We start from the raw sequence: 22,875 nt of genomic DNA, 5'->3' as shown, positions 1-22,875 counted from the left end.
GCCGCATCGACGCTCGATTCTGGACCCGGCGCCGCGCCGTGGTCCGTGTCAGCCTCAGCTTCGGCCGACGATCCGGCTCACCCGTTCGCGCAAGAGCCGGGTGACGTTGCGCGAGCGCTGCAACGCCTCGACCCCGCGCGCCGCCGCCTCGACCCGCCGGGCACCGGCGGGGCGCAGGCCGACCACCAGCGTCGCGATGTCGATGCGCTGCTTCCAGACGCGGTTCATCAGGAAGTGATCCGGAACGGCGCAGGAATCGGCCCGCTTGACGCCGGGGTCGGCGGCAAGATGCTCCGTGACCCGCGTCATCAGTTGCAGCCCCGGGGAGGACGGGGCCTGCGCCTCGTCATAGGCGGTCTTCCAGGCGAAGAACTCTCCGCCCATCTGGAAGCCGACGAGGCTGGCGATCGGCGTGCCGGCGAGTGTGAGGGTGAAGATCCGGACACGGTCCTCGGCCGCGAGTCGATCGACCGCCTCGCGCGCGAACGCCGAGCGGTAGCGGTCGAGGAGCATGGCGCTGCGCGCACGCCCCTTCCAGCCGCTCGCCTCCAGCGCCAGAAAGTCCTCGAGCGCATGCCGCACATGGCCAGGCGTGCGCGCGACCGAGAAGCCGACCGCGCCTTGCCCGGCGAGAAGCCGCTCCTGGCGCCGAAACTCCCGGCGGCGTTTGCCGGTAACGGCTCGTGCCACGTAGCTCTGCGGATCCGCATCCCGCACGTAAGCCGCGCGATCGGAGCGGTTGACGATCTCGAGCGACAGGCCGAGGCGATCGGCGACCTCGAAGACGGTCTGCGCCATGCGCTCCCCGATGCGCAGATCCGGCAGAACGAGCACGTCGGGCAGCCCGAGCGAGGGGCGCGCCAGCGCCTCGAAAAGGCTGGCGACGGTGCTCTGCGGATCGTCCTCATCAAGCAGCAGCGTGCCCAGCGGCCCGAAGGGGTGCGTCCAGGCGCGGATCGTCGCCGGCCCCCGCATCAGACCGGCGCGCTCGACCGAGTAGGGCATCAGAAGGCGCAGCCGGCTCCGCACGTCCGTCTCGTCGCGCACCACCATCAGGCGGACCGAGCGGTCGTCGAGGCGCGGCATTGCCGGGACGAGAAACTGCGGCGCGAAGAAGACGTTCGGCTCGACCGCGCGGCGCGCCAGGAAGTCCAGCTCGGCGATGAGGTCGAACGCCGCGAGCGGCGCATAGATCGAGAAGCGGCGGGTGCCGGCGGCATGCGCGACGCTGTGTTCCAGCGCCGGCGCCGGCACGGGCAGCGGCTGCGGCAAGAGGCCCCCCGGCGCGCGGCTCGGGACCGCGAGTGCCTCGTCCACCATTGCGACTGCGTTCAACGTCTCGCTCCCGCCTCATGCGTGCTTCGAGATGCGCAGCGTCGGCTTGCCTCGCGCAGAGCCGTACACTGTTCGCTGAACTTATCGCCGATCGATTAACGTTCGCTTGGGATGGTCGGTCGAATTTTCGCGATCAGCCGCCGAAGCCGCCGTCCGCCAGGAAGCGGCGTTCGTCCTCGGTGCTCGTGCGACCGAGGATCGCGTTGCGATGCGGGAAGCGGCCGAAGCGGGCGACGATGTCGCGGTGCTCCTCGGCGAACGGCACGTTGGCCTCGCCGATCCTTTGCATCCACGCGACGCATGCCTCCTGGTCCTGAAGGCTCTCGGAGTGCATCAGCGGCAGCGCGAGGAACTGGTTGATGTCCTCGCCCACCACCTCGTGATCGCCCCGGGCGAGCGCCGCCTTGGCGATCGCGAGCGCCTTGCCGTCGCTTGCAAAGGCGCCCGGCGTGCCGCGGAACATGTTGCGCGGAAACTGGTCGAGCAGAATCACCAGCGCGAGCGCACCGTTCGGCTCGTCCGCCCATTGATCCAGTCGCCCTGCGGCGGCGCGCTCGTAAAGATCGCCGAAGCGGTCCGCGATGGTCCGGTCGAAGGCCTCGTCCTTCTCGAACCAGCGATCCGACCCGGCCTCCCGCCAGAAGTCGATGACGCTCTGCGGATCGATCGGACGTTCGCTCATCGGTTTCTTCGGCCCCATCTTTGCCACGCGCGCGGCGGGGACTATGTCGCCGGTCGCAGGGCGCGGCAAGCGCCGCGGCGTGCGAATGCGGAGGGGGATGTGGCCGAGGAACTCGATCTGCGCGGCCTGAAGTGCCCGCTTCCGGTGCTGCGCACGCAAAAGCGTCTTGCCGCGATGCCCGCGGGGGCGATGCTGCGGGTGCTGGCGGACGATCCACTCGCCGGCATCGACATTCCGCATCTGTGCCGGGAGGACGGCCACGTCCTCGTGGAGACGCTGCCGTCGACGAGCGGCGGCATCGCCTTCACGATCCGGCGCGGCATCAGGGGCTCAGCCGCGTAGGCCGGGAATCGCGAGCGGATTGTCGACCAAGGCGGCGCGGTCGGCCCGGTCGGTCTGCGGCCGGCCCGCGAAGGCGGCGAAGAGGTCACGCACATAGGCCTCGTCGAGGTCCTGACCGATCAGCACCAGCCGCGATTCCCGCCGCACGCCCTCCGGCCATCCGTTGAGGCGCACGGGCGGGTGCAGATAGTGCCGGACGCCATGCAGCACCAGCGGGCGATCCGGCGTTTCGGCGACGTGGACGATCGCCTTCATGCGCAGCAGGCGCTCGCCTTGCGTGGCGCGCAGAAGGTCGAGAAAGTCGTCGACCGCGGCGCGCGACAGCGGCTGGGTCTCGGTAACCGAGAACGACGAGATGCCGTCATGTCGATGCGCTCCATGGTCATGGTGGTGGTCGTGGTCATGGCCGTGGTCGGCATGGGCGCGGGGGGCCGCCGCATCATGCTCGTGGCTGTGCGGGTGCACTTCGGGGACGGCGTGCACGCCCTCCAGCCAGCGCATCACCTCGGGACGCTTGGTGGCGGGATCGAACAGCCCGCAGTCGAACAGCGCGGCCGGCACGGCCTCTCCAGCTCCGGCATCGAGCAGCGGCGCGCGCGGGTTCCAGCGCCGCAGCGCGGCAACGATCGTGTCGCGATCGGCGCTGCCGGGAAGATCGGCCTTGGTCAGCACGATCCGATCGGCGACGGCGACCTGTCGCCGCGCCTCCTCGTGCCCGGCGAGATTGGCGAGCCCCGCCAGCCCGTCGACCACGGTGACCACGCCGTCGAGCGCGTAGGCCTGGACGAGCGCTGGATGCCCCATCAGCGAGGCGAGGATCGGCGTCGGGTCGGCCAGTCCGGTGGTTTCGATCACCACACGCCGCAACGGCTGCAGCTGGCCGGTCTGCATCCGGTCGACGAGATCGGCCAGTGTGTCGACGAGGTCGCCGCGTACCGTGCAGCACAGACAGCCGTCGGAGAGTTCGATGATTCCTTCTCCGGACTGCTCGACCAGCAGGTGATCGAGCCCGACCTCACCGAACTCGTTGACGATGACGGCCGTGTCGGTCACCGCCGGATCCTTCAGGAGTCGGTTGAGCAGCGTCGTCTTCCCGGCCCCGAGGAAACCGGTCAGGACGGTGACGCGCACCGGGGGCAGCGGGGTCTGCATCGGCTCAGTTCGTCGCGCGTTCGGCAAAGCGCGGGATCGGGATGCCGCGCCGGGTCACGCCGAGATCAGCGGCACTGCGCACCGGCGCGGCCTCCGATGCGGGCGGCGCAGACTTCTCTGCGATGGCGGCCTTGGCGGTCGCCGCAGCCGACGCGGCGGCCGCGGCCGCCTCCGCGGCATGCATGGCATCGTCCGGCTGTGCCGGGCGCGGGATCGGCACCGGAATACCATAGGCCGCGATCAGCGTGATACCAGCCTCGATCGTGTCGGTGCCTGCCGCCCCGCCGAGGCCGAGCTTGATGGCGACGCGCGGCCGGCCGATGTCGTGCAGATAGGGCGAGCCGAAGGCCTGCTCGTCGGTGTCCTCGGAGCTGTCGGCACTCTCGGCCGCGCGTGCCTTACGGCCCTCGGCCGAGCAGATCTGATCGCTGACGTCGGCGGCCGGGCCGCTCGACACCGGCAGCTGGTAGACGGTCGGCGCGTCGGCCGCGGGCTGCGCCTTGAAGCCATTCTCCAGAAGCTCCGCGGCCGTACGGGCCCGTGAGATCGGCCCGATGGCGCCGAGCACGACGGCGACGACGCTGCGTCCGTTCCGGGTGGCCGACGCGACGAGATTGTAACCGCCGGCGCAGATGTAACCCGTCTTCATCCCGTCGGCACCGTCGTAGCGGCCGAGCATCGGGTTGTAGTTCTTGATCACCGCCTTGCCGGAGATGAAGGCCTCCGTCGAGAAGAAGTCGCTATAGGTCGGGAAGTCGCGCTTCAGCGCGATGGCGAGGATCGCAAGGTCCTTGGCACTGGAATACTGGCCGTCGCCGGGCATTCCGTTCGGATTGATGAAGTGGCTGTCCTTCATCCCGAGCCGCCCGGCCTCGTCGTTCATCATCTGGACGAAGCCTTCCAGCGACCCGTCGGCGATCGTCTGGCCGATGGCGACGGCGATGTCGTTGGCCGATTTCACGAGCATCATGCGCAGGGCATAATCGAGCCGCATGACCGAGCCTGGCGGGTAGCCCATCTTGCTCGGCAGTTCCTGCGCGGCGCGGCGCGTCATCACCACCGGCGCATCGGGCTTGAACTTGCCGCTCTCGATCGCCTGCATCGCGAGATAGGCGGTCATCAGCTTGGTCGTCGAGGCCGGATACCAGCGGGCGCTCGGGTCGTTCTGCGACAACACCTTGCCGGTGGCGACGTCGACCGCGACCGAGGTTTCGGCCCGGGCGGAAGCAGAGGCGAGCAGCCCCGCCGTCAACAGCAAGAGAAAAGCATAAGCCGGCCGAAGCGCGTTCGTCCCTGTCATCGTCCTCACGCCGTTCCTGGTGATGTTGCGAAGGCGCCCCTATCTGCGCCCTGTGTCGCGCTCATGGCAAGCGCGCACGACTGCGCCGCACAAGCGGCACCCCTGTTCGGCAGATCCCGCTCAACGGGTCACTTGGGCTTGCCTTCGGACCAGGTGGCGTTCGCGGCGAAGAGCGGCACGGTCGAGATCGACATCTTGGCGCTGCCCTTCTGCACCTCGCGGGAATGGGCGAGGTAAATGAGCGTGTCGTTGCCCTTGTCGTAGATGCGGTTCACCACCAGCGTCTTGAAGATCAGCGAGCGACGGGCCGAGAAGATCTCCTCGCCATCCTCGTCGAGATCGATGTCCCCGATGGTGATCGGGCCCGTCTGCCGACAGGCGATCGACGAGTTCGAGGGGTCCTCGAACCAGTTGCCCTGCTGCACGCGGTCGATCAGCCCGCGCTCGAAATAGGTCACGTGGCACGTGACCCCTGCGATCTTCGGATCGCTGATCGCCTCGACCTTGATGTCGTTGCCGAGCCAGTCGGTCGACACCTCGCCGACTTCCTCCGCATGCGGCGAACCGGCCGCAAAGAGTGCCAGCATACCGGCGACGTATCCCAGAAGTCTTTGGCGCATCCGGCCTCCCTTCGAACGGTGCCACCTCAGATGGCGCCTCCACCGCGGCTTTCAATGCGCGCGGCGGGATCGGCCGTCAGGCATCCTCGGGTTCGGTTTCCTCGATCTTGTCGAGCACCGCCTCCGGTGCGACGTTCTGCTTCAGCTCGTCGAGTTCGCCGTCCGCTGCCGAGCGCACCTCCAGCTTGCGGGCGATGGCCGACACCACCTCCACCAGCTTCGTCACCTCGTGCTCGGTCAGGAGCGAGATCTGGAGGTCGAGATCGGCCCGCTTGTCGGCTGCGCGTGCCATGCGGTTCTGGCTGATCAGCACGAAGGTCGACAGGAAGATCGCCTCCACCGAGGCCATCATGGCGAGCATCACGAGCGAGCCGTCCCAAGGCTGCACGCCGGGGACCCAGCCAAGGTTCGCGACGATCCAGACGCCGAAGAAGACGAGGTGGATGTAGACGAAGGGCATGCTGCCGGTGAAGCGGGTGATGCGCTCGGCGACCCGCTGCTGCAGGCTCGCCCGCGCCTCCTCGGTCCGCCGGCGCGCCATCAGGCTCTGGATGTTGCGCTCCAGCGTCGGCGTCAGCCCGCTCGGCGACGGCGGACCGACGGTCAGTCGGTCCGATGCGATCGGGTCCTCAAGCGGTGCAGCGTGGTCATGGGATCGGTTCACGGACATAGCGGCCTCGGCCTAGCGCCGTCCCCAAACGCTCGTCGGCCGCTCTCCGGTTCCGCGACGCCGCGCCGGGATGCGGCGCAAGTTGACGCGGCCGCGCAACCGGCGCGATCACGCGACGTTGATCTCGCAGCAGAGGAGGCACGCATGTCCACCGAGCGAAAGCGCGATCAGGCTCCAGAAGACGGCAAGAGCGGCCAGACGCGGACGAAGGCCCCGCCGGCAGGTCCGCATGCCAAGCCCGAACTGACCAATCCCGACGCGACGCCCGGTGCCGGCACACTGCCGGACCCGGACGAACGCAGCACCGACGGCGGGGCCGGCTGAGGTGGGGTCTCGTCCGGCCCGACACCCGTTTCAGGCCGTGAGGCTGTCGGGCACCCGCCCCCTGTCCGGCTCGCGCAGGGTCCCGGACGCGATCTTCTGAGTGATCGACAGCGGCGGCTGCGGCCGTGCGTAGTAGAAGCCCTGGGCGTGGTCGCAGCCCGCCGCCTGCAGGAAATCGCGCTGGGCTGCCGTTTCGACACCCTCGGCGGTCGTCTTCATGTTGAGGCTGCGGGCCAGCGCGATGATGGCGCCGATGATCGCTTCGGCGCTCGGGTCGTCTCCGAGCGCGGCGACGAAGCTGCGGTCGATCTTCAGCGTGTCGAACGGGAAGTTGCGCAGGTAGCCGAGGCTCGAATAGCCCGTGCCGAAATCGTCCATCGCGATGCGCACGCCGAGCGCCCGCAGCGCCCGGACCGTCGCCATGGCTTCCTCGGTCCGCTCCAGCAGCACCCCCTCGGTGATCTCCAGCTCGAGCCGGCTCGGCTCGATCCCGGTTTCGGCCAAGCACGCGCGGACGGTCTCCACGACGTCCGGCTGGCGAAACTGAATGGGAGAGAGGTTGATGGCGACCGACAGCTCCGGCCAGAACCGCGCCTGGCTGCAGGCCGTCCACAGCAGCCAGCGGCCGAGCGGTACGATCAGGCCCGTCGCTTCGGCGATCGGAATGAAGATCGTCGGGCCCACCCAGCCACGGCTCGGGTGGTGCCAGCGCATCAACGCTTCGACGGCGACGAGCTTTTCGGTCGTGCAGTCGACGACCGGCTGGTAGTGGAGCTCGAGCTGGCCGGCATCAAGAGCCGCGCGCAGGTCCTGCTCCAGCGTATGGCGATCGCGCATCGCGGCGTTCAGATCCGGCGTGAAGTGCCGGTAAAGCCGCCCGCCATCCTGGATGGCACGGTGCGCGGCCAGACTGGCGAACTGGATCAGTTCCTCCGTCTCCCGGCTGTCGGCGAAGGCGGTGGCCCCGCCGATGCTGATGCCGAAGTGCACCTCCTCCGCGTCGATCCAGATGGACCGATCCGACACGGCCACCAGGGCGCGGCACAGATCGGTGAGGGCGCCGTCGTCGCCGCCCCGCCGCAGGAGGACGCCGAACTCGTCGGCACCGAGGCGCGCGACGAGGGTTCCCTCGGGCACCGCTGCACTGATCATCTGCGCGATCCGCTTCAACAGCTCGTCGCCGAACCGAAAGCCGAGGGTGTCGTTGACCCGCTTGAAGTGATCGACATCGATGCACAGCACCGTCAGCGAGCCTGTGCCGGAGCCGGTCGCCTCGATCTCGCGCTCGACGGTCCGCACGAAGAGCCCTCGGTTGGGCAAGCCCGTCAGTGCGTCGTGCGAGGTCAGGAACCGGGCCTGCGACGTGGCGGCCTCCTTCTCCTGCTCCAGGCGCTCCCGCACGATCAGCGCGTGGCGGAACACCTCCAGCGAGCGGGCGAGCGAGCCGATCTCGTCGCGTCGCTCTGCGCCCTCGATCGGCGTGTCCAGCCTGCCGCGCGAGATGTCGTCGGTCGCGCAGGTCAGACGCTGCAGCGGTCGCAACGCCGTGCGGTGCAGCATGACGTAGATCAGCGCCAGGGTCGCTCCCAGGATCAGGATGCCGACGAGGACGCGCTCGAACAGGTAGGTCCGCCACACCGCCCACTCATGACTGAGATCGACGGCGGCGCTGTAACCGCCGATCAGCTCGCCCTGCTTCACCTGCATCAGGCTGGAGTGGCAGGCGGCACACTTGGGATGGGCGGCACGCCCTTCACCGAGGATGACCGGACGCGACACCCGCAGGCTATCGCCGTCGAACACCACCTGCCGCCGCCTGTCGGCCAGCACCGCCCGGTCGACCTCGTCCTGCGGCGGCTCGATCTCGGCGCGGAACTGACTGCGCTGGTAGTCGACGACCCTCGGGGCCATGAAGACCCACAGCCGCACGTCGGCATTGGCCCGGGAAAACTGGTCCATGCTGCCGTTCAAGGTGTCGATCGCCGGGTCGTTGTCGCTGACCCTTCCCCGGTTCAGCATGGACTGGATGTGTACGGCCTCCAGCATGTCGAGCGCCGCGTCGGCCTGCTGCTCTGCTGCCGCCGCGATGTTCTCGCGCTCGACCCAGAGTTCGAAGACCATCGCCGGGATCTGGATCGCGGCGAGAGCGATCCCCACCACCAGCAAGATGGCGGCCGACAACGATAGGCCTTGCCACGGAGTGCGAATGCGGGATGAGGAGCTTGCGAGCATGGTAACTCACACTGCAACCGTAAGGTTCAGGCGCGGTTAATCTCCTGCCGTCCGTTCTGTAGCCGGATGAAGGTCGAGGCGGCCGTCTTTCAGGCCAACCGAAGGTCGGTCTCCAATTCAATGCCGGCCTCGCCGGTCAGGCGGCGAGCGCCTTCTCGAGCTGGGCCTTCGACATCTTCGAGCGACCGGCGATCTTCCTGCGCTTCGCTTCGGCGTACAACTCGGCCTTCGTGCGACCTTCACCATGGCCTGACTGGCGGTCGTGCGCCGTCTTCTCCGCGACGTCCTGCGGCTGTGTCGAATACTGTTTGCCCTTGCGCGTGTCGCGGCGCTTCTTGGCGGTCGTGCGCGCGTACTCGCTGTCGCTGAGATGCTTGCGCGCCTTCTTGGGCAGATAGCGCTCGCCGGTCTCGCCGCTCGGCTTGCCGGATCGGGTGCCCCAATCCTCCTCCGTCCACTCGCGAAGGCTGTTATCTTCCGACTTGCCGCCTTCGTAGCCGCCGCCCTCTTTCTTGTACTCCTGCACCGCCATCTGTGCCTTGCGGGCCGACCACTGGCCGGCTTTGCCGCCCTTGCTGCCCTTGGTCACCCTCGTCTTGACCTGCTCCCACAGCTGCGGATCGGTCTTCTCAGCGCTCGTGGACATGACGCCCTCCTCACGGTCGGATCGGGAGGTGAACGCGCCATGCCGGGGCGCGTTCAGCCCCCTGCCGACACGCCCGTGTGATCGCCTGGAGTCACGCCCCGGCCAGGGTCCAGACGGCGACGAAGTGCGTCACCGCCGCCACGAGCACGAAGGCGTGCCAGATCGCGTTGTGGAAGCGCAGGCGCTGCCACAGGTGAAAGACGACGCCGGAGGAGTAGACGATGCCGCCGAGGAGAAGCAGCCCCAGGACCGGAACCGGCAGCAGATCCTGCAGCGAGCCGTAGGCCGCGATGCCGCACCAGCCGAGACCGAGATAAGCGAGCAGCAGGAGCCGCTCGTAGCGTCCGGGCCGCAGAAGCTTCAGCGCCACCCCGACGAGCGCGACGCTCCACACCAGCACCAACAAGGTCGGCATGCCCGCATAGGCCAGGAACGGCGTGTAGGTCCCGGCGATCAGGAGATAGATTGCCGCGTGGTCGAAGCGCCGCAGCGCCCATTTGAACGGCCGCTCCGGCCAGATGTTGTAGGCGGCCGAGGCGATCGTGGAGGCCGCCAGAGTGAGCAGGTAGACGATGGTCGCCAGCAGGATCGGGGTCGACACGTGCCCCGCAAGCGTCGCCAGGAGCGCGACGGAGCCCAGGGTGACAAAGGTCAATCCGCCGGCATGGACGATGCCGTCGGCCCAGAGTTCGGCTCTGTCGTAGCGCGTTCGCATGAGGTGGCTTCCTTGCGTTCCGCCGGGCGCGCATCGCGTCGCGCCGGCTGAAGCCAACCAAGCGCGAGCCTCGCTGTCGAGTGAAAAGTGAAGATGACGTTAACAGCGAAGTGAGCGGTGAACGGGCCGTCTACGTGCGCCATGCGGAACCGCAGGCGGGTGGAACGGTTTGCCGCCGAAGCATCACCAGCATCAGCGACATCGAGAGACGAGCATGGATCGCGCCGAGCAACGGGATACCGACGCCGCGTCCGTCACCGGCCGGCACGACGACGACGCTCCCGGCTCGCAGCCGCCGTCGCGCGGCCCCTCCGACGACATGTCCCCGCAGGATGGGCAGGCGGCGGACGGCGAGCCCGCGCAGCCGAACGATCGCGACTCGGCGAAGGATGAGGCAGACGCTGCCCGGAAGTCGAAGAAGCGTCGCTTCTGGCTGATCGGCTTCCTGGTGCTCGTCGCCCTCCTCGTTGCCGGCGGGGTGGCCGCCTACTGGTTCCTGTACGCGGCCCACTACGAATCGACCGATGATGCCTATGTCGATGGGGAGATCGTGCGAGTCTCGCCGGAGGTGGCGGGCAAGCTCGTCGACGTCACCGTGGAGGAGAACACGCATGTGCGCCCCGGCGACGTACTAGCGAAGATCGATCCGGCAGGCCCGCAGGCCGAGCTCGCGCTGAAGCAGGCGCAGCTGGGGCAGGCACAGGCCGCCGTCGGGCAGGCCGAGGCGCAGATCGAGCAGGCCAAGACTGCCGTCGCCCGCGAGGAGAGCAACCTGACGGGCGCTCAGGCGACCGCCAACAATGCCCGCACCCAGGCTGACCGGCTGCAGGAGCTCGCCAAGCGCGCCGGCAGCGCGGCGATCTCGCAGCAGCAGCTCGACGACGCGCAGGCGCAGGCCCAGCAGGCCGAAGCCAATCTCGACGCAGCCCAGAAGAGCGTCGCCAACGCGAAGGCCGGTGTGTCCGCGGCACAAGCCGGCAGGGCCGCAGCACAGGCGCAGGTGCAGGCCGCCGAAGCCGACGTCGCGGCGAGCCAGGTGACGGTCGACCAGCTGACGCTCACCGCGCCGATCGCGGGCCAGGTCGTGCAGCAGAACGTCAATCTCGGCAGCTACGTGCAGCCGGGCTCCGAGATCATGGCGATCGTGCCGGAGGATCTCTACGTCACGGCCAACTTCAAGGAGACCCAGCTCGCCGACATCCGGATCGGTCAGTCGGTGGACATCTCCGTGGACGCGTTCCCCGACGTCGACTTCAAGGGCAAGGTCGTCTCCATCCAGCACGGCGCCGGCCAGGCGTTCCAGATCCTGCCGCCTCAGAATGCCACCGGCAACTTCGTCAAGGTGGTGCAGCGCGTGCCGGTGCGGATCTCGATCGAAAGCCCGTCGCTCGCCGACTACCCGATCGGACCCGGAATGTCGGTGGTCCCGACCGTCGACATCGACTGACCATGGCAGGCTCAAGCTCTTCCGATGCGCTGCCGCGCTCGGCCGCCGGCGTCGGCGGCCCGTGGCTGATGACCGCCGTGATCTCCGTGGCGACCTTCATGGAGATTCTCGACACCTCGATCGCCAATGTCGCGCTCGACAACATCTCCGGCAATCTCGGCGTCTCGACCGATCAGGGCACCTGGCTGGTGACGAGCTATCTCGTCGCCAACGCCATCATCATTCCGATCTCGGGCTTTCTCACCCGCGCGATCGGCCGCAAGCGCTACTTCCTGATCTCGATCGCGCTGTTCACGATGTCCTCGCTCGCCTGCGCCTTCGCGCCGAATCTTGGCCTCCTCATCCTCGCCCGCGTCTTCCAGGGCATGGGTGGCGGCGGGCTGGCGCCGGTCGAGCAGTCGATGATTGCCGACTCGTTCCCGCCGGAGAAGCGCGGTCCCGCCTTCGCCGCCTTCGGCATGGTGGTGGTCGTCGCCCCGATCATCGGCCCGACGATCGGCGGCTACATCACCGACACGATCTCCTGGCACTGGATCTTCCTGATCAACGTGCCGGTCGGCATCGCCGCCTTCTTCGCCAGCGCCTTCGTCGTCGGCGAACCGGAGGCGGTGAAGGAGGACACCCGCAAGCTTCGCGCCCGCGGCCTGAAGGTCGACTGGGTCGGCTTCCTGCTCACCGCGATCGGTCTCGCCGGGCTCCTCATCATGCTCGATCGGGGGCAGACCGAGGACTGGTTCTCCAGCCCGCTGATCGTCGCGATGGGCATCCTGGCGGTCGCCGGGCTCGGCGGCATGGTCGTCTGGGAGCTGAACCACGAGGACCCGATCGTCCCGCTGCCGCTCCTCGGCAACCGCAACTTCGCCATCACCACCCTGATGATGCTGATGCTCGGACTGCTCGTCTTCGGGACCATCCAGCTGGTGCCGCAGATGCTGCAGCAGGTGTTCTCCTACAACGCCTACAGCGCCGGCTTGGCCCTCACCTATGGCGGGGCGATCGCCATCGTCTGCATGCCAATCTCCGGCCAGGTGGTCGGCAAGGTCGACACGCGGCTCCTGCTGTTCCCCGCCTTCGCGCTGCAGGCGCTCGCCTTCTGGCACTTCTCGAGCTTCAGCACGAACTCGACCTTCGCCGACGCCGCCTGGGGCCGCTTCTACATTTCGCTCGGGCTGCCCTTCATGTTCATCCCGATCTCCACCGTCGCCTATGTCGGACTGAAGCCCGGCGAGGCGGACAAGGCCTCGGCGATGCTGAACTTCTTCCGCAATCTCGGCGGCGCCTTCGGCATCTCGCTGTGCCAGACGCTCCTCGCGCGACGCGAGCAGTTCCACCAGTCGCGCCTCACCGAGAGCCTCAGCGGCCTCAACCCGCTCTATGCAGAGAACGTTGCCCGCCTGACCGCGGCGCAGGGCGGCGACCGGCAGGCGGCGCTGGCGACGATCTACTCGCAGGTGCAGCGCCAGGCGGCGATGCTGAGCTATGACGAGGTGTTCCGCGTCCTGATGTGGTGCGTCGTCGGCGTCCTGCCGCTGGTGCTGGTGCTGCGCGTCGCCGGCGGCAAGTCGGAGGCGCCGCCGGCGCATTGAGGCGAAATCGTTCGGAGCCACGGTCGGCAACGCAGAGCGCGGCTTCATAAAGCTGCGGCACCACTCTCCACGATTGGCGCGCCGTGCGCCGACGTTCAACCGAGCAAGAACGCGTCATCCGCCTCGGCGCCGACGTCGGTCATGGCTCAGCATTCGTCTCCGGCGTCTGGACCTCCCGATAGCGGAGCGGAAGCTCATCGACTGGCAGATCGGCGGCGTCGAACCTTCGACCGCTCGACCAGGGGAGGAGGTTCAGAATGACCGTATAGGCGCCGATCATCAGCGAGTTCAGAAGCTTCCCCGAAAGCTTCTTCTTCAGGATCACCGAGAGCGCGAGCGGCAGCTTCAACAGGATGATCGGAAGGACGAGGAACGGCGCCGTGATCAGGGCCAGCGTCATCGGGATCACCTGTTCCAACAACGGGTCTCCGCCGCGGCGCAGGCGAATGTTCGGATTGCGCGCCGCGGCGACGACGACAAGGCGCGACATGAAGCGCACATAGTCGGGCGCGTGGTCTACAGCTTTGCCTGCCGACTGACTGGTGGAGGCGATCTCGAATGCTCGAAACCGCGTTCTGATGCGCGCGCTGTAGACGGGAAACCCGGTCGTACCGACCCCGCTCGTCGCGTGAAGATGAACGAACCGCATCGATGACCACGTCACGGTCGACGTGCGTCCACCTCTCCTGATCCTCAGGCCGTCGTCCTGAAGCTCGCAGACCACCTCTACATCTGGGCTATGGCGCGCGTGTCCCCGCGCTGAAACCATATGGCGATATTCGAAGACGCCGCGCGGCTGCGCCGGCTCGCCGTTCGGCGACGCTGGAGGCGACGCGAGACTATCGCCCGCCCGCTCCACCGGCGTCCGTCAGGAGGAAGGCCTCGCCGCAGGCCTTCGCCAGCGTGCGCACGCGCAGGATGTAGCTCTGGCGCTCGGTCACCGAGATCACGCCGCGCGCGTCGAGGAGGTTGAAGACGTGGCTCGCCTTGATCGCCTGATCGTAGGCCGGGAAGACGCAGCGATGCAGGTGCGGAGCGCCCCTCCCCGCCCCCTCATCCTGAGGTGCCAGCGAAGCGGGCCTCGACGGATCGACCGGCGCACCCGCCGCCAGCAGCGCCTGGCACTCGCCCTCCGCGTCCTCGAAGTGGCGCAGCAGCATCTGGGTGTTGGCGAACTCGAAATTGTACCGCGAATACTCCTGCTCGGCCTGCAGGAAAACCTCGCCATAGGTGACCTTCTCGTCGCCCTCGCGGCCGTTGAAGTTGAGGTCGTAGACGTTGTCGACGTTCTGGATGTACATCGCCAGGCGCTCGAGCCCGTAGGTCAGCTCGCCCGCCACCGGCGCGCATTCGATGCCGCAGACCTGCTGGAAGTAGGTGAACTGCGACACCTCCATGCCGTCGCACCAGCACTCCCAGCCGAGGCCCCAGGCGCCCAGCGTCGGGCTCTCCCAGTCGTCCTCGACGAAGCGCACGTCATGCAGCAGCGGGTCGAGACCGATCGCCGCGAGCGAGCCGAGATAGAGCTCCTGCAGGTTGGGCGGGTTCGGCTTCAGGATCACCTGGTACTGGTAGTAGTGCTGCAGCCGGTTGGGATTCTCGCCGTAGCGCCCGTCCTTCGGCCGGCGCGAGGGCTGCACATAGGCCGCGTTCCAGCTCTTCGGCCCGAGTGCACGCAGCGTCGTCGCCGGATGGAAGGTGCCGGCGCCGACCTCCATGTCGTAGGGCTGCAGGACGACGCAGCCATAGTCCGCCCAGTAGCGGTGCAGCGTCAGGATCAGCGCCTGGAAGGAGCGGCGCGGGTCCATGTGGGGCGGCAGGTCTGACATCAGGGCAGCGTCCGAAGTGGGCCCGCGGCGCGGCGGGGGAGGATCTCCCGCGAGGTGCCACGCGGCGACGCGGATGGTCAAGGCTGCGGGGGCATGACCGTGCAACGACTGGCATGGGTGGATTGCGGACTGGCAGGTTTCGAGCGGCTACACGGCGAAGCTGCCTTTCACCTAGTCACCGAGCTTTGGCGGCAGCGCGCGCCCCGTTGAAGACGCTCAGGCTGACCGTGCCCGGAAGCGGACCAGGAACATTAACGGTCTTACCTGGCTTGTGCGGGAAGCCGGCTGTCGCAACACCTGCAGCAAGGTGACGGCCGCGCGGAGACGTGGTGGTCACTTGCCCCGAATGCGGATAGCGATCGTTCAGCAATCTAAGGCCACAAGAGAAGCAACATGCTTAACCAGATTGAACGGGGCACGGGCCGCAAGCTGCTACTAGTCCACGGCCTCGGCGGAAGTTGGCAATCGTGGAGCACGATCCTGGATGCACTTAGCGTCAATCGAACGGTGATCGCGATTGACCTTCCGGGGCATGGGGCCAACCCTGCGGAGCACGACAGCGGGACTTTCGACGGTCTTGTCAGCAGCGTCGAGGGCTATATTGCGGACAACGGACTGGCAGGGATTGACGTTGTCGGCAGCTCGATGGGCGCGCGGATCGTGCTCGAACTCGCTCGACGCGGCAATGTCGGCAACGTGGTTGCGCTCGATCCGGGCGGCTTCTGGCGGGGTTGGGAACGAACCTTCTTCAAGATCACCATAGGAGTTTCCGGGCAATTGCTCCGGGCAATCCGGCCCGGCCTGCCAATGCTGAGCAAGAATGCGGCGTCACGCACTGCACTGCTAGCACAACTATCCGCGCATCCTTGGGCGCTCGATCCGGAGGTAGTTGCGACGGAATTGGCAAGTTTTAGCAATACATCGACATTCGACTCACTGGTCCGTGACCTTGCGAGCGGTCCCGAGCAGACCGGTCCTGCCGCCGATGCCACCGGTCGGATCGTGATTGGGTGGGGCCGGCATGATCGTTTATGTCTGTCAAGGCAGGCGGCGCGGGCAAAAGCCGCTTTTCCTTCCGCCGATCTGCATTGGTTCGAGTCCAGCGGCCACTTTCCCATGTGGGACATGCCGGAAGAGACTGTCGCCGTCATTCTTGCCGCGACTCAATGATGTCTCACCGCAATGCCGCCGGTGTGAGAGTTGAACGAACGACAGGTTTCGGGCGGGGACAGAAGCATTCCGAACGGCGACAATGGGTCGAAAGCAGACGCTACTCCCCCAGCACCGGCAGGCGCGTCCGCGCGCCCTTCGACACGTCGATCAACAGCTTCGACAGCGCGAACAGCCAGACCACCAGCACCATGCCGACGAGGCGCTCGGTGAGGCCATCGAAACCGGTCGGGGTGAACCAGAACACTGCGGCGCCGATAACCCAGAGAACGGCGCAGGCGACATTGAACCAGAACCAGTGGCGGCGGCGCTCGTGGAAGCCGGCGGCGGTGAGAAGTGCCGAGGCGGTAAAGACGAGCGCCATCGTCACCACCAGCGGCATGTGGATGACGAACCCGCCCGGATCGTTGTCGCCATATTCGTTGTGCGCGCCGATGACGACGAGGAGGATGGACATCAGCGTGAGCAGCCAGGAGCCGGCCGTCCACTCCCAGCCGCCCCAGCGCAGCCGGCGCAGGCCCGCCGCGGCGGCGAGGATGCCGGCGGCAAAAGCGTAGAGGCCGATGTCCATGATGACGGCATAGCGGCCCGCAGCGAGGTCGCTGATCGTGTCGGCGACGAGGCCATCCCTCGGCTGGACGATCACGCCGACGATGTTGGCGAGCACCACGATGACGCAGCCGGCGATGCCGACGACACCGAGCGCGTAGAAGAGGTGCGGGTGGCTCGAAGGCGTGACGGTTCCCGCGGCATTGCCGCCGTCCCGCGTCCTCGCTTGACTGGTCATGGCATGTCCGACAAATCGCAAGTCTTGAGAAGTTTGCCTGGCCCGGCCTCATGTCCAGACGTTCAGGGGTCCGGCGCGTGCAAAACCAACACCATCGGGCGCGTGGCACCTACCCCGTACGAGCCGAAGCGAACCCGGTCATGGCAGCACGGCGAAGGCACGAGCGGACCACGACACGGTGAAACGGCGTGATCGCGGCAAGGTAGAGTCTTCCGAGACGATTGTGGCACCGAACGGCCGTCGTCGCGACGAGGCGATCCCGGCCGTTCGTCCCTTGCAGCAGCAACAGCGAGATTCGGACATCGAGATGTCTGTCGTCTTCGCCGAGGATCATCTCCTGGTCATCGACCGAGAGGATCGGGAAGAAGTCGATGCGATCACCAGCCGCTTTGCGCATCGCCACGGATGTGCGCAGCCCGAACGGGCGAACGACGAGGTCGCGGATCGACAGCAGGGCTTGAAACCATGGCGGGGGATGCCCGAGAACCGCCTGCCCGATCGCGTGGATGTCGCTGCCGTAGCCTCGTGGCAGCTGCACCGCAAACGCGTCGACGAGGTCTGCGCCGGGATACCAGTCGGCCAGCCGGCTCTGCTCGGGAGGAGACTGCTCGCTGACGGGGGCTTCGAAGTCCATTCAGCACGGCTACACCCGCGAACCGCACCCTGCAAACCGCGAGCGCACCCGCAGCAGGGCCGGGGCGTGCCCGGCCCAGTCCGGCGCGGCGCCTTAGGGCCGCAGCACCACCTTCATGCAGCCGTCCGCCTTGTCGCGGAACGTCTTGTAGAGGTCCGGGCCATCCTCCAGCGACCCGCGATGGGTGATGAAGGAGCTGGTGTCGAACTGGCCCTCCTGCACCCGTCGCAAGAGGTCGTCGGCCCACTTGTTGACGTGCGTCTGACCCATCTTGAAGCTCAGCGACTTGTTCATCGCCGCGCCGAAGGGGATCTTGTCGACGAGGCCGCCATAGACGCCGGGCACCGAGATCGTGCCCGCCGGGCGGCAGACATAGATCATCTCGCGCAGCACGTGCGGCCGGTCGGTCTCGGCCATCACCGCCTGCTTGGCGCGGTCGTAGAGATGCTCGATCTCGTAGCCCGAATGGGCCTCCATGCCGACGCAGTCGATGCAGGCGTCCGGCCCCTTGTTGTCGGTCAGCTCGTTCAGCCGCTCGACCGTGCTTTCCTTCTGGAAGTTGATGGTGATGGCGCCCATGCGCTCGGCGGCAGCCAGGCGCTCGGGCACCTCGTCGATCACCACCACCTGTTTCGCGCCCATGATCCTGGCGCTCTGCAGCGCGAACAGGCCGACAGGCCCGGCGCCCCAGATCGCGACCGTGTCGGTCGGCTTGATGTCGCAGTTCGCCGCGCCCTGCCACCCGGTCGGCAGGATGTCGCCGAGGAACAGGACATCGTCGTCGCTGAGGCCGTCCGGGATCTTGATCGGGCCGACATCGGCATAGGGCACGCGCACATACTCGGCCTGCCCGCCGGAAAAGCCGCCGGTGAGGTGGGTGTAGCCGTAGAGGCCCGCGGTGGTGTGGCCGAACATCTTGGCGGCCATGTCGGCATTCGGGTTCGTGCGCTCGCAGACCGAGAAGTTGCCGCGCCGGCACTGATCGCAGTCGCCGCAGACGATGGTGAAGGGCACGACGATGCGATCGCCGACCTTCAGCTTCGAATTGTCGCGGCCGACCTCCATCACCTCGCCCATGAACTCGTGGCCGACGATGTCGCCCGACTCCATGCCGGGCATGAAGCCGTCGTAGAAGTGCAGGTCCGAGCCGCAGATCGCGCAGCTCGTCACCTTGATGATCGCGTCGCGGCCGTCCTCGATCTTCGGATCGGGCACTGTCTCGCAGCGCATGTCGTGCTTGCCGTGCCAGGTGATGGCCTTCATCGGGATGCTCCGGTACCGCCGCGCTGTATGCGCGTGTTGCACCGGTAACCCTGACCATCAGGCGCCGTTCCCTGCGCCGGCCCGCCGCAATCGACAGGCGGCTACTGGTCCGCCTCCGATGCGTGCAGGGCCGGCAAGGGCCGTCGAGGCACGAAGGTGAGCCGCCGAACGTCCGTGGCGCGGCCCTCAGTCCCGCTGGACGCGGTACACCCCGTCGGCGCCACGGACGAGCGTGCCGTGCGCCCCGGTTTTCACCTCTTCGGCCGAGCGGCGGTTGCGCTCGGAGACGCGCACCGCCTCCTCCTTCAGCTTCGAGAAGCCGAGATAGGCAGCGGCGCCGAGGAGACCGAAGAAGAAGAGCTGCGGCATGACGTCGACCATCACAGGGATCATCCGGCGACTATCGGTCCGGGTCTTGGCGAAGTAAAGGCAGGTGGCGTCGCGGTGCCGGGACGCCTCACAGCCGAAGATCGCCGCAGCGCCGGAGCCTCCCCTTCATCCTCGTCGCTCCTGTACGACAGTTCGGTCACAGCCCGTAGCGGCTCCACAGCGCCCGCTCGGCCGCGAGGGCGGCGAGCTCTCCGGCCGCACCGGCGCCGACGGCCGCAAGGTCGAGGCCTGCGCCGCCGAGCGTCGCGCCGACCGGCAGGCGCCGGCCGAGGAGGCCCCGCTTCGGCTGGATGAGCTGCGGCTTCGCCTTCTCGCCGAACCGCGCCTTCAGGACGCCGTGCAGGTCGCCGAGGGCGTCCACGAGGCCGAGTTCGAGGCCGCGCAAGCCCGACCAGAAGAGGCCGGTGAAGAGGTCCGGATCGTCCGCCAGACGCAAGCCGCGCCGGGCCTTCACGATGTCGATGAAGGTCTGGTGCACCTCGCGCTGCAGACGCTTCAGGTGCTCGACCTCCTCGGCCTTTTCCGGCCGGAAGGGATCGAGCGTCGCCTTGTTCTGGCCGGCGGTGTAGACGCGCCGCTCGATGCCGAGCTTCTGCATCGCCTCGACGAAGCCGAACGAACCCGACACGACGCCGATCGAGCCGACGATCGAAGACGGATCGGCGACGATCTCGTCGCCAGCGCAGGCGATCATGTAGCCGCCGGAGGCTGCGACGTCCTCGGTGAAGACGATGACCCGCTTGTTCTTCTCGGCCGCGAGGTCGCGGATGCGCTGATAGATCAGGCGCGACTGCACCGGCGAGCCGCCCGGGGAGTTGATCGCGATCGCCACCGCCGGCGCTGCCTTCGCCGCGAAGGCCCTGTCGAGCAGGGGGGCGACGCCGGCGAGCGACAGGCCGGACCGGAGGGCGCCGCCGCCGGCCATGATCGTGCCGGAGAGGCGGACGACCGGGATGGTCACGTCGTCGCTGCGGAAACGGCGCGGAAGCAATCTGCGGAGAGGGTTCGGCAAGGCGGCGGCTTTCGACCGGATAATTGGTGGTTGGGCGGGCATATGGGCATCGCCGGCCCCGTCGCAAAGCCGGCACCAACGCGTGGGGCCGCGAAATCACGCCTTGCGGCGGCGCGTTCCAACGTCGCCGAGGCTTCAGGGTGCGCCTCCGTCACCCTCAGCCTGAGCTGCGCGCCCCGTCACCCTCATCCTGAGGTGCGAGCGCGGCGAGCCTCCAAGGGCGAGGGTGACGGACGGGTGCCGACACCCTCGAACCCTCGTCTGCCCTTCAGGGCCACCTCACCCTTCGAGGGCCCTGTGGGCCACCTCAGGATGAGGCGGCTTCCGCTGGCGCTCCAAGCAGGGCAGCGTCAGTCGAAGAGGACGCCGAGATCGGCTCTGCCTGAGGAGACCGCCGTGCCGAGAGCGCTCGGCGCGCCGTCCGCCTCGTGCAGCACGAGCCCGGTGTGGATCCGCAGAGGCGCGCGCGAGCCCTTGCGCCCCCCGAGGAGGATGCGGATTGCCGGACGTTCGGGCCGGGCATGGACGGGAACGAGCGTCAGACCGCCGATGCGCCTGTCCGCCGCGGCAACGAGTTCGGCGAGATTGTCCGGCCGGGCGATCATCGCGAGCCGCCCGCCCGAGGCGAGAAGCGCCGCGGCCGTCCGCAGCCAGTCCCCCAGAAAGCCGGCATCGGGAACGGCGCGGGCCTCGGCGCGCAGCCGGTCGGGCGAGACCCGCCCGCCGGGCGGGTGGAAGGGCGGGTTGGTGATCACGGCCGAAAAGCTCCCATCGGCAAGCCCGGCTGCCTCGCGCACGGGGCGGCGGGCGAGGAGATCGGCCTCCATGACCGCCAGCCGGGACCGAAGACCGACGTTCTGCGGCAGGCCCAGCGTCGCGCGCAGCAGTTCCAGCATCTGCCGGTTGCGTTCGACCAGCGTCACCTGCGCCGCCGGCACCCGGATCGCGAGGCCGAGGCCCGCGGCACCCGTGCCCGCGCCGAGGTCGGCGACGCGTCCCGAGCCTTCGCCCGGGAGCATCGCCGCCAGCAGCAGCGCGTCCAGGCCGGCGCGCTGGCCGTGGCCGCGCGGCTGCACGACATGGAACGCGCCGCCGTAGAAGGCGTCGACGGAGGTCGCCGATCCGGGGCCGGGCTCGGCCGCCTCGACCGCCGCGGCCGGCCGCGGCGGCGCGACATCCGGCGTCTCAGGTGAGCTCATGGCCAAGCTCGGCGTCGCGCATGATGCGCCGCGCCTGCTCGAGATGCTCCCCGTCGACCATCACGCGGCGCGGCAGCACGCCGAGCGAGCCGTCGAGGATGCTCATATGCGTGTCCGCGACGAAGTGCGGGATGTCGGCGTCCTTCAGGAGCGCATCGACGAAGGAGATCAGGACCATGTCGTTGGACCGCATCAATTCCTGCATGTGCGGGTCTCTCTCCTCGTCGTCGGCATGGGGTAGCGCGGCCGGTAACCATAGCGCGGGCTTGCGGCATGGCGAACCCAGCGTTGGAACGCCATCGCTGCAAATCGTCAACGGACGCGCGCTCGGCCAATCGGCGCTTGCCGCTCGCCCGGCGCGCCGGTAGACCTCGCGCGACAAACGGAGTGATCCCCGTGACCGTTGCAAGCGCCGTCCGGACCGCCAGACCGAAGGGCTCGATCGAGCCGATCCTCAACGTCACCGCCGACGACATGGGGCGCGTGAACGAGATGATCCTGGCAATGGCCGGCTCGAACGTCGAGCTGATCCCCGAGATCGCCGAGCACCTCATCTCGTCGGGTGGCAAGCGGCTGCGGCCGATGCTGACGATCGCCTCGGCCCTGGCGCACGGCTATCGCGGCGAGGGGCACGTGAAGCTCGCGGCGAGCGTCGAGTTCATGCACACCGCGACGCTCCTGCACGACGACGTCGTGGACGAGAGCGACATGCGGCGCGGCAAGCAGACGGCCCGGATGATCTGGGGCAACCAGGCGAGTGTCCTCGTCGGCGACTTCCTGCTGGGCCAGGCCTTCAAGATGATGGTGGAGGTCGGCTCGCTGACCGCGCTCGCGATCCTCTCCGCCGCATCGGCGGTGATCGCCGAGGGCGAGGTCTGGCAACTCGCGGCGGCCAAGCGCATGACCACCAGCGAGGCCGACTACCTTGCCGTCATCGACGCCAAGACGGCGGCTCTCTTCTCGGCGGCGGCCGAGGTGGGGCCGGTGATCGCCGGCGCCGGGGAGGATGCGCGCACGGCCATGCGCGACTACGGCCGCAACCTTGGCCTTGCCTTCCAGCTCGTCGACGACGCCCTCGACTATGGCGGTTCGGCCGCGACGCTCGGCAAGAACACCGGCGACGACTTCCGCGAGGGCAAGGTGACGCTGCCCGTCATCGTCGCCTTCGAACGCGGCGACGATCGCGAGCGCGCCTTCTGGCGCCGGGCGCTCGAGGACGGAGAGAACGGCGAGGACGCGCTGGCGGAGGCGATGGCGTTGATCCGCCGCCGCGAGGCTCTGGCCGAAACCATCGCGCGGGCGCATCATTACGGCAGTCTCGCCCGCGCCGCCGGCGAAACGCTTCCCGGCGGGGCGGCGCGCGAGGCTCTGCTCAGCGTGGTGGACTTCTGTATCGAGCGGATCAGTTGATGCCGCATCTGCGGGCGCCTTTTGCAGAGCCGCAAAACGGTCACGCTGGCATGCAGGAACAGGGACACTCCCGGCTGCCGTGAGGCCGCCGGCCGTCGCCGCCGGCTCGACGGCCCGATCTGGTCTCGGA

At 68.1% G+C, this 22,875-nt stretch carries 24 protein-coding genes; 6 read left to right on the top strand and 18 right to left on the bottom strand.

The genetic code is table 11. The features are described 5' to 3' along the window. Positions 1 to 54 precede the first annotated feature (54 nt). Positions 55 to 1,335, bottom strand: coding sequence for a GNAT family N-acetyltransferase (locus NPA30_RS16660; protein WP_256803907.1), 1,281 nt, complete (start codon positions 1,333 to 1,335; stop codon positions 55 to 57). 133 nt (positions 1,336 to 1,468) lie between these two features. Continuing rightward, positions 1,469 to 2,017 (bottom strand): DUF924 family protein, encoded by a 549-nt coding sequence (locus tag NPA30_RS16655; protein WP_256803906.1) that lies wholly within the window; start codon positions 2,015 to 2,017, stop codon positions 1,469 to 1,471. A 99-nt stretch (positions 2,018 to 2,116) separates the two neighbouring features. Here NPA30_RS16655 and NPA30_RS16650 point away from each other — a divergent pair, with 99 nt between their 5' ends. Continuing rightward, positions 2,117 to 2,359: a sulfurtransferase TusA family protein gene (locus tag NPA30_RS16650; RefSeq protein WP_256803905.1), complete on the top strand. Its 243-nt coding sequence runs from the start codon at positions 2,117 to 2,119 to the stop codon at positions 2,357 to 2,359. Here NPA30_RS16650 and NPA30_RS16645 read toward each other — a convergent pair. From NPA30_RS16645 to NPA30_RS16630, 4 genes are all read right to left on the bottom strand, one after another. Next, complete coding sequence (locus NPA30_RS16645) at positions 2,348 to 3,511, bottom strand: CobW family GTP-binding protein (RefSeq protein WP_372338845.1); 1,164 nt, start codon at positions 3,509 to 3,511, stop codon at positions 2,348 to 2,350. The genes NPA30_RS16650 and NPA30_RS16645 overlap by 12 nt on opposite strands. Positions 3,512 to 3,515: 4 nt before the next feature. Next, a complete protein-coding gene (locus tag NPA30_RS16640; protein WP_256803904.1) occupies positions 3,516 to 4,811 on the bottom strand; it encodes a D-alanyl-D-alanine carboxypeptidase family protein in 1,296 nt (431 codons plus the stop codon). A gap of 128 nt (positions 4,812 to 4,939) precedes the next feature. After that, positions 4,940 to 5,431: a CreA family protein gene (locus NPA30_RS16635; protein ID WP_256803903.1), complete on the bottom strand. Its 492-nt coding sequence runs from the start codon at positions 5,429 to 5,431 to the stop codon at positions 4,940 to 4,942. A 76-nt stretch (positions 5,432 to 5,507) separates the two neighbouring features. After that, positions 5,508 to 6,053 carry a DUF1003 domain-containing protein gene (locus NPA30_RS16630; protein ID WP_372338849.1) on the bottom strand — a complete coding sequence of 182 codons (546 nt, stop codon included), beginning with the start codon at positions 6,051 to 6,053 and terminating at the stop codon, positions 5,508 to 5,510. A 192-nt stretch (positions 6,054 to 6,245) separates the two neighbouring features. Between NPA30_RS16630 and NPA30_RS16625 the strand changes: the two genes are divergently transcribed. Continuing rightward, the gene (locus NPA30_RS16625) at positions 6,246 to 6,425 is read left to right on the top strand and encodes a hypothetical protein (protein ID WP_256803902.1); all 180 of its coding nucleotides are present in this window, start codon (positions 6,246 to 6,248) and stop codon (positions 6,423 to 6,425) included. A 30-nt stretch (positions 6,426 to 6,455) separates the two neighbouring features. Here NPA30_RS16625 and NPA30_RS16620 read toward each other — a convergent pair whose 3' ends face one another. The 3 genes from NPA30_RS16620 to trhA form a co-directional block, all read right to left on the bottom strand. Further along, positions 6,456 to 8,606 carry a putative bifunctional diguanylate cyclase/phosphodiesterase gene (locus tag NPA30_RS16620; protein WP_256803901.1) on the bottom strand — a complete coding sequence of 717 codons (2,151 nt, stop codon included), beginning with the start codon at positions 8,604 to 8,606 and terminating at the stop codon, positions 6,456 to 6,458. A gap of 187 nt (positions 8,607 to 8,793) precedes the next feature. Beyond that, positions 8,794 to 9,303 (bottom strand): hypothetical protein, encoded by a 510-nt coding sequence (locus NPA30_RS16615; RefSeq protein WP_256803900.1) that lies wholly within the window; start codon positions 9,301 to 9,303, stop codon positions 8,794 to 8,796. Between the two features lie 91 nt (positions 9,304 to 9,394). Next, positions 9,395 to 10,018 (bottom strand): PAQR family membrane homeostasis protein TrhA, encoded by a 624-nt coding sequence (gene trhA / locus NPA30_RS16610; protein WP_256803899.1) that lies wholly within the window; start codon positions 10,016 to 10,018, stop codon positions 9,395 to 9,397. A 214-nt stretch (positions 10,019 to 10,232) separates the two neighbouring features. Between trhA and NPA30_RS16605 the strand changes: the two genes are divergently transcribed. Beyond that, the gene (locus NPA30_RS16605) at positions 10,233 to 11,465 is read left to right on the top strand and encodes an HlyD family secretion protein (RefSeq protein WP_256803898.1); all 1,233 of its coding nucleotides are present in this window, start codon (positions 10,233 to 10,235) and stop codon (positions 11,463 to 11,465) included. Between the two features lie 2 nt (positions 11,466 to 11,467). Then, positions 11,468 to 13,051 carry a DHA2 family efflux MFS transporter permease subunit gene (locus tag NPA30_RS16600; RefSeq protein WP_256803897.1) on the top strand — a complete coding sequence of 528 codons (1,584 nt, stop codon included), beginning with the start codon at positions 11,468 to 11,470 and terminating at the stop codon, positions 13,049 to 13,051. Between the two features lie 139 nt (positions 13,052 to 13,190). On the opposite strand, the gene NPA30_RS16595 is transcribed toward NPA30_RS16600, so the two are convergent. Together NPA30_RS16595 and NPA30_RS16590 are read right to left on the bottom strand one after the other, a co-directional pair. Then, on the bottom strand, positions 13,191 to 13,700 hold the full coding sequence (locus NPA30_RS16595; RefSeq protein ID WP_256803896.1) for a hypothetical protein: 510 nt from the start codon (positions 13,698 to 13,700) through the stop codon (positions 13,191 to 13,193). Between the two features lie 190 nt (positions 13,701 to 13,890). After that, a complete protein-coding gene (locus tag NPA30_RS16590; RefSeq protein WP_256803895.1) occupies positions 13,891 to 14,880 on the bottom strand; it encodes a glycine--tRNA ligase subunit alpha in 990 nt (329 codons plus the stop codon). A gap of 393 nt (positions 14,881 to 15,273) precedes the next feature. Between NPA30_RS16590 and NPA30_RS16585 the strand changes: the two genes are divergently transcribed. After that, positions 15,274 to 16,050: an alpha/beta fold hydrolase gene (locus NPA30_RS16585; protein WP_256803894.1), complete on the top strand. Its 777-nt coding sequence runs from the start codon at positions 15,274 to 15,276 to the stop codon at positions 16,048 to 16,050. Between the two features lie 100 nt (positions 16,051 to 16,150). On the opposite strand, the gene NPA30_RS16580 is transcribed toward NPA30_RS16585, so the two are convergent. From NPA30_RS16580 to NPA30_RS16550, 7 genes are all read right to left on the bottom strand, one after another. Then, a complete protein-coding gene (locus tag NPA30_RS16580; protein WP_256803893.1) occupies positions 16,151 to 16,837 on the bottom strand; it encodes a DUF998 domain-containing protein in 687 nt (228 codons plus the stop codon). 109 nt (positions 16,838 to 16,946) lie between these two features. Further along, entirely contained in the window at positions 16,947 to 17,471 is a 525-nt protein-coding gene (locus NPA30_RS16575; protein ID WP_256803892.1) for a DUF2867 domain-containing protein, read from the bottom strand. Between the two features lie 93 nt (positions 17,472 to 17,564). Then, complete coding sequence (locus NPA30_RS16570; protein ID WP_256803891.1) at positions 17,565 to 18,734, bottom strand: zinc-dependent alcohol dehydrogenase; 1,170 nt, start codon at positions 18,732 to 18,734, stop codon at positions 17,565 to 17,567. A gap of 186 nt (positions 18,735 to 18,920) precedes the next feature. Beyond that, positions 18,921 to 19,127, bottom strand: a complete 207-nt coding sequence (locus tag NPA30_RS16565; protein WP_256803890.1) for a hypothetical protein — start codon at positions 19,125 to 19,127, stop codon at positions 18,921 to 18,923. A 133-nt stretch (positions 19,128 to 19,260) separates the two neighbouring features. Further along, positions 19,261 to 20,178 (bottom strand): S49 family peptidase, encoded by a 918-nt coding sequence (locus NPA30_RS16560; protein WP_372338844.1) that lies wholly within the window; start codon positions 20,176 to 20,178, stop codon positions 19,261 to 19,263. A 308-nt stretch (positions 20,179 to 20,486) separates the two neighbouring features. Next, positions 20,487 to 21,335, bottom strand: coding sequence for a methyltransferase (locus NPA30_RS16555; RefSeq protein ID WP_256803888.1), 849 nt, complete (start codon positions 21,333 to 21,335; stop codon positions 20,487 to 20,489). Continuing rightward, on the bottom strand, positions 21,322 to 21,540 hold the full coding sequence (locus NPA30_RS16550) for a putative signal transducing protein (protein ID WP_256803887.1): 219 nt from the start codon (positions 21,538 to 21,540) through the stop codon (positions 21,322 to 21,324). The genes NPA30_RS16555 and NPA30_RS16550 overlap by 14 nt, the downstream gene beginning before the upstream one ends. Before the next feature lie 191 nt (positions 21,541 to 21,731). On the opposite strand from NPA30_RS16550, the gene NPA30_RS16545 reads away from it, so the two are divergent. After that, complete coding sequence (locus tag NPA30_RS16545; protein ID WP_256803886.1) at positions 21,732 to 22,745, top strand: polyprenyl synthetase family protein; 1,014 nt, start codon at positions 21,732 to 21,734, stop codon at positions 22,743 to 22,745. Positions 22,746 to 22,875: the final 130 nt, after the last annotated feature.

This window comes from Mangrovibrevibacter kandeliae (genome assembly GCF_024519155.1).
Taxonomy (GTDB): domain Bacteria; phylum Pseudomonadota; class Alphaproteobacteria; order Rhizobiales; family Rhizobiaceae; genus Mangrovibrevibacter; species Mangrovibrevibacter kandeliae.
Note: the sequence above shows the minus strand (reverse complement) of the source record. Positions and strands in the feature narration are given on the sequence as shown.

What these genes read in the sequence shown, in the direction of transcription:
- NPA30_RS16635 (WP_256803903.1), bottom strand. Translation starts at nt 5,431, where the DNA reads ATGCGCCAAAGACTTCTGGGATACGTCGCCGGTATGCTGGCACTCTTT.
- NPA30_RS16645 (WP_372338845.1), bottom strand. Translation starts at nt 3,511, where the DNA reads ATGCAGACCCCGCTGCCCCCGGTGCGCGTCACCGTCCTGACCGGTTTC.
- NPA30_RS16555 (WP_256803888.1), bottom strand. Translation starts at nt 21,335, where the DNA reads ATGAGCTCACCTGAGACGCCGGATGTCGCGCCGCCGCGGCCGGCCGCG.
- NPA30_RS16585 (WP_256803894.1), top strand. Translation starts at nt 15,274, where the DNA reads ATGCTTAACCAGATTGAACGGGGCACGGGCCGCAAGCTGCTACTAGTC.
- NPA30_RS16550 (WP_256803887.1), bottom strand. Translation starts at nt 21,540, where the DNA reads ATGCAGGAATTGATGCGGTCCAACGACATGGTCCTGATCTCCTTCGTC.
- NPA30_RS16600 (WP_256803897.1), top strand. Translation starts at nt 11,468, where the DNA reads ATGGCAGGCTCAAGCTCTTCCGATGCGCTGCCGCGCTCGGCCGCCGGC.
- NPA30_RS16625 (WP_256803902.1), top strand. Translation starts at nt 6,246, where the DNA reads ATGTCCACCGAGCGAAAGCGCGATCAGGCTCCAGAAGACGGCAAGAGC.
- NPA30_RS16560 (WP_372338844.1), bottom strand. Translation starts at nt 20,178, where the DNA reads ATGCCCGCCCAACCACCAATTATCCGGTCGAAAGCCGCCGCCTTGCCG.
- NPA30_RS16655 (WP_256803906.1), bottom strand. Translation starts at nt 2,017, where the DNA reads ATGAGCGAACGTCCGATCGATCCGCAGAGCGTCATCGACTTCTGGCGG.
- NPA30_RS16615 (WP_256803900.1), bottom strand. Translation starts at nt 9,303, where the DNA reads ATGTCCACGAGCGCTGAGAAGACCGATCCGCAGCTGTGGGAGCAGGTC.
- NPA30_RS16565 (WP_256803890.1), bottom strand. Translation starts at nt 19,127, where the DNA reads ATGATCCCTGTGATGGTCGACGTCATGCCGCAGCTCTTCTTCTTCGGT.
- NPA30_RS16570 (WP_256803891.1), bottom strand. Translation starts at nt 18,734, where the DNA reads ATGAAGGCCATCACCTGGCACGGCAAGCACGACATGCGCTGCGAGACA.
- trhA (WP_256803899.1), bottom strand. Translation starts at nt 10,018, where the DNA reads ATGCGAACGCGCTACGACAGAGCCGAACTCTGGGCCGACGGCATCGTC.
- NPA30_RS16580 (WP_256803893.1), bottom strand. Translation starts at nt 16,837, where the DNA reads ATGACCAGTCAAGCGAGGACGCGGGACGGCGGCAATGCCGCGGGAACC.
- NPA30_RS16640 (WP_256803904.1), bottom strand. Translation starts at nt 4,811, where the DNA reads ATGACAGGGACGAACGCGCTTCGGCCGGCTTATGCTTTTCTCTTGCTG.
- NPA30_RS16575 (WP_256803892.1), bottom strand. Translation starts at nt 17,471, where the DNA reads ATGGACTTCGAAGCCCCCGTCAGCGAGCAGTCTCCTCCCGAGCAGAGC.
- NPA30_RS16605 (WP_256803898.1), top strand. Translation starts at nt 10,233, where the DNA reads ATGGATCGCGCCGAGCAACGGGATACCGACGCCGCGTCCGTCACCGGC.
- NPA30_RS16595 (WP_256803896.1), bottom strand. Translation starts at nt 13,700, where the DNA reads ATGCGGTTCGTTCATCTTCACGCGACGAGCGGGGTCGGTACGACCGGG.
- NPA30_RS16590 (WP_256803895.1), bottom strand. Translation starts at nt 14,880, where the DNA reads ATGTCAGACCTGCCGCCCCACATGGACCCGCGCCGCTCCTTCCAGGCG.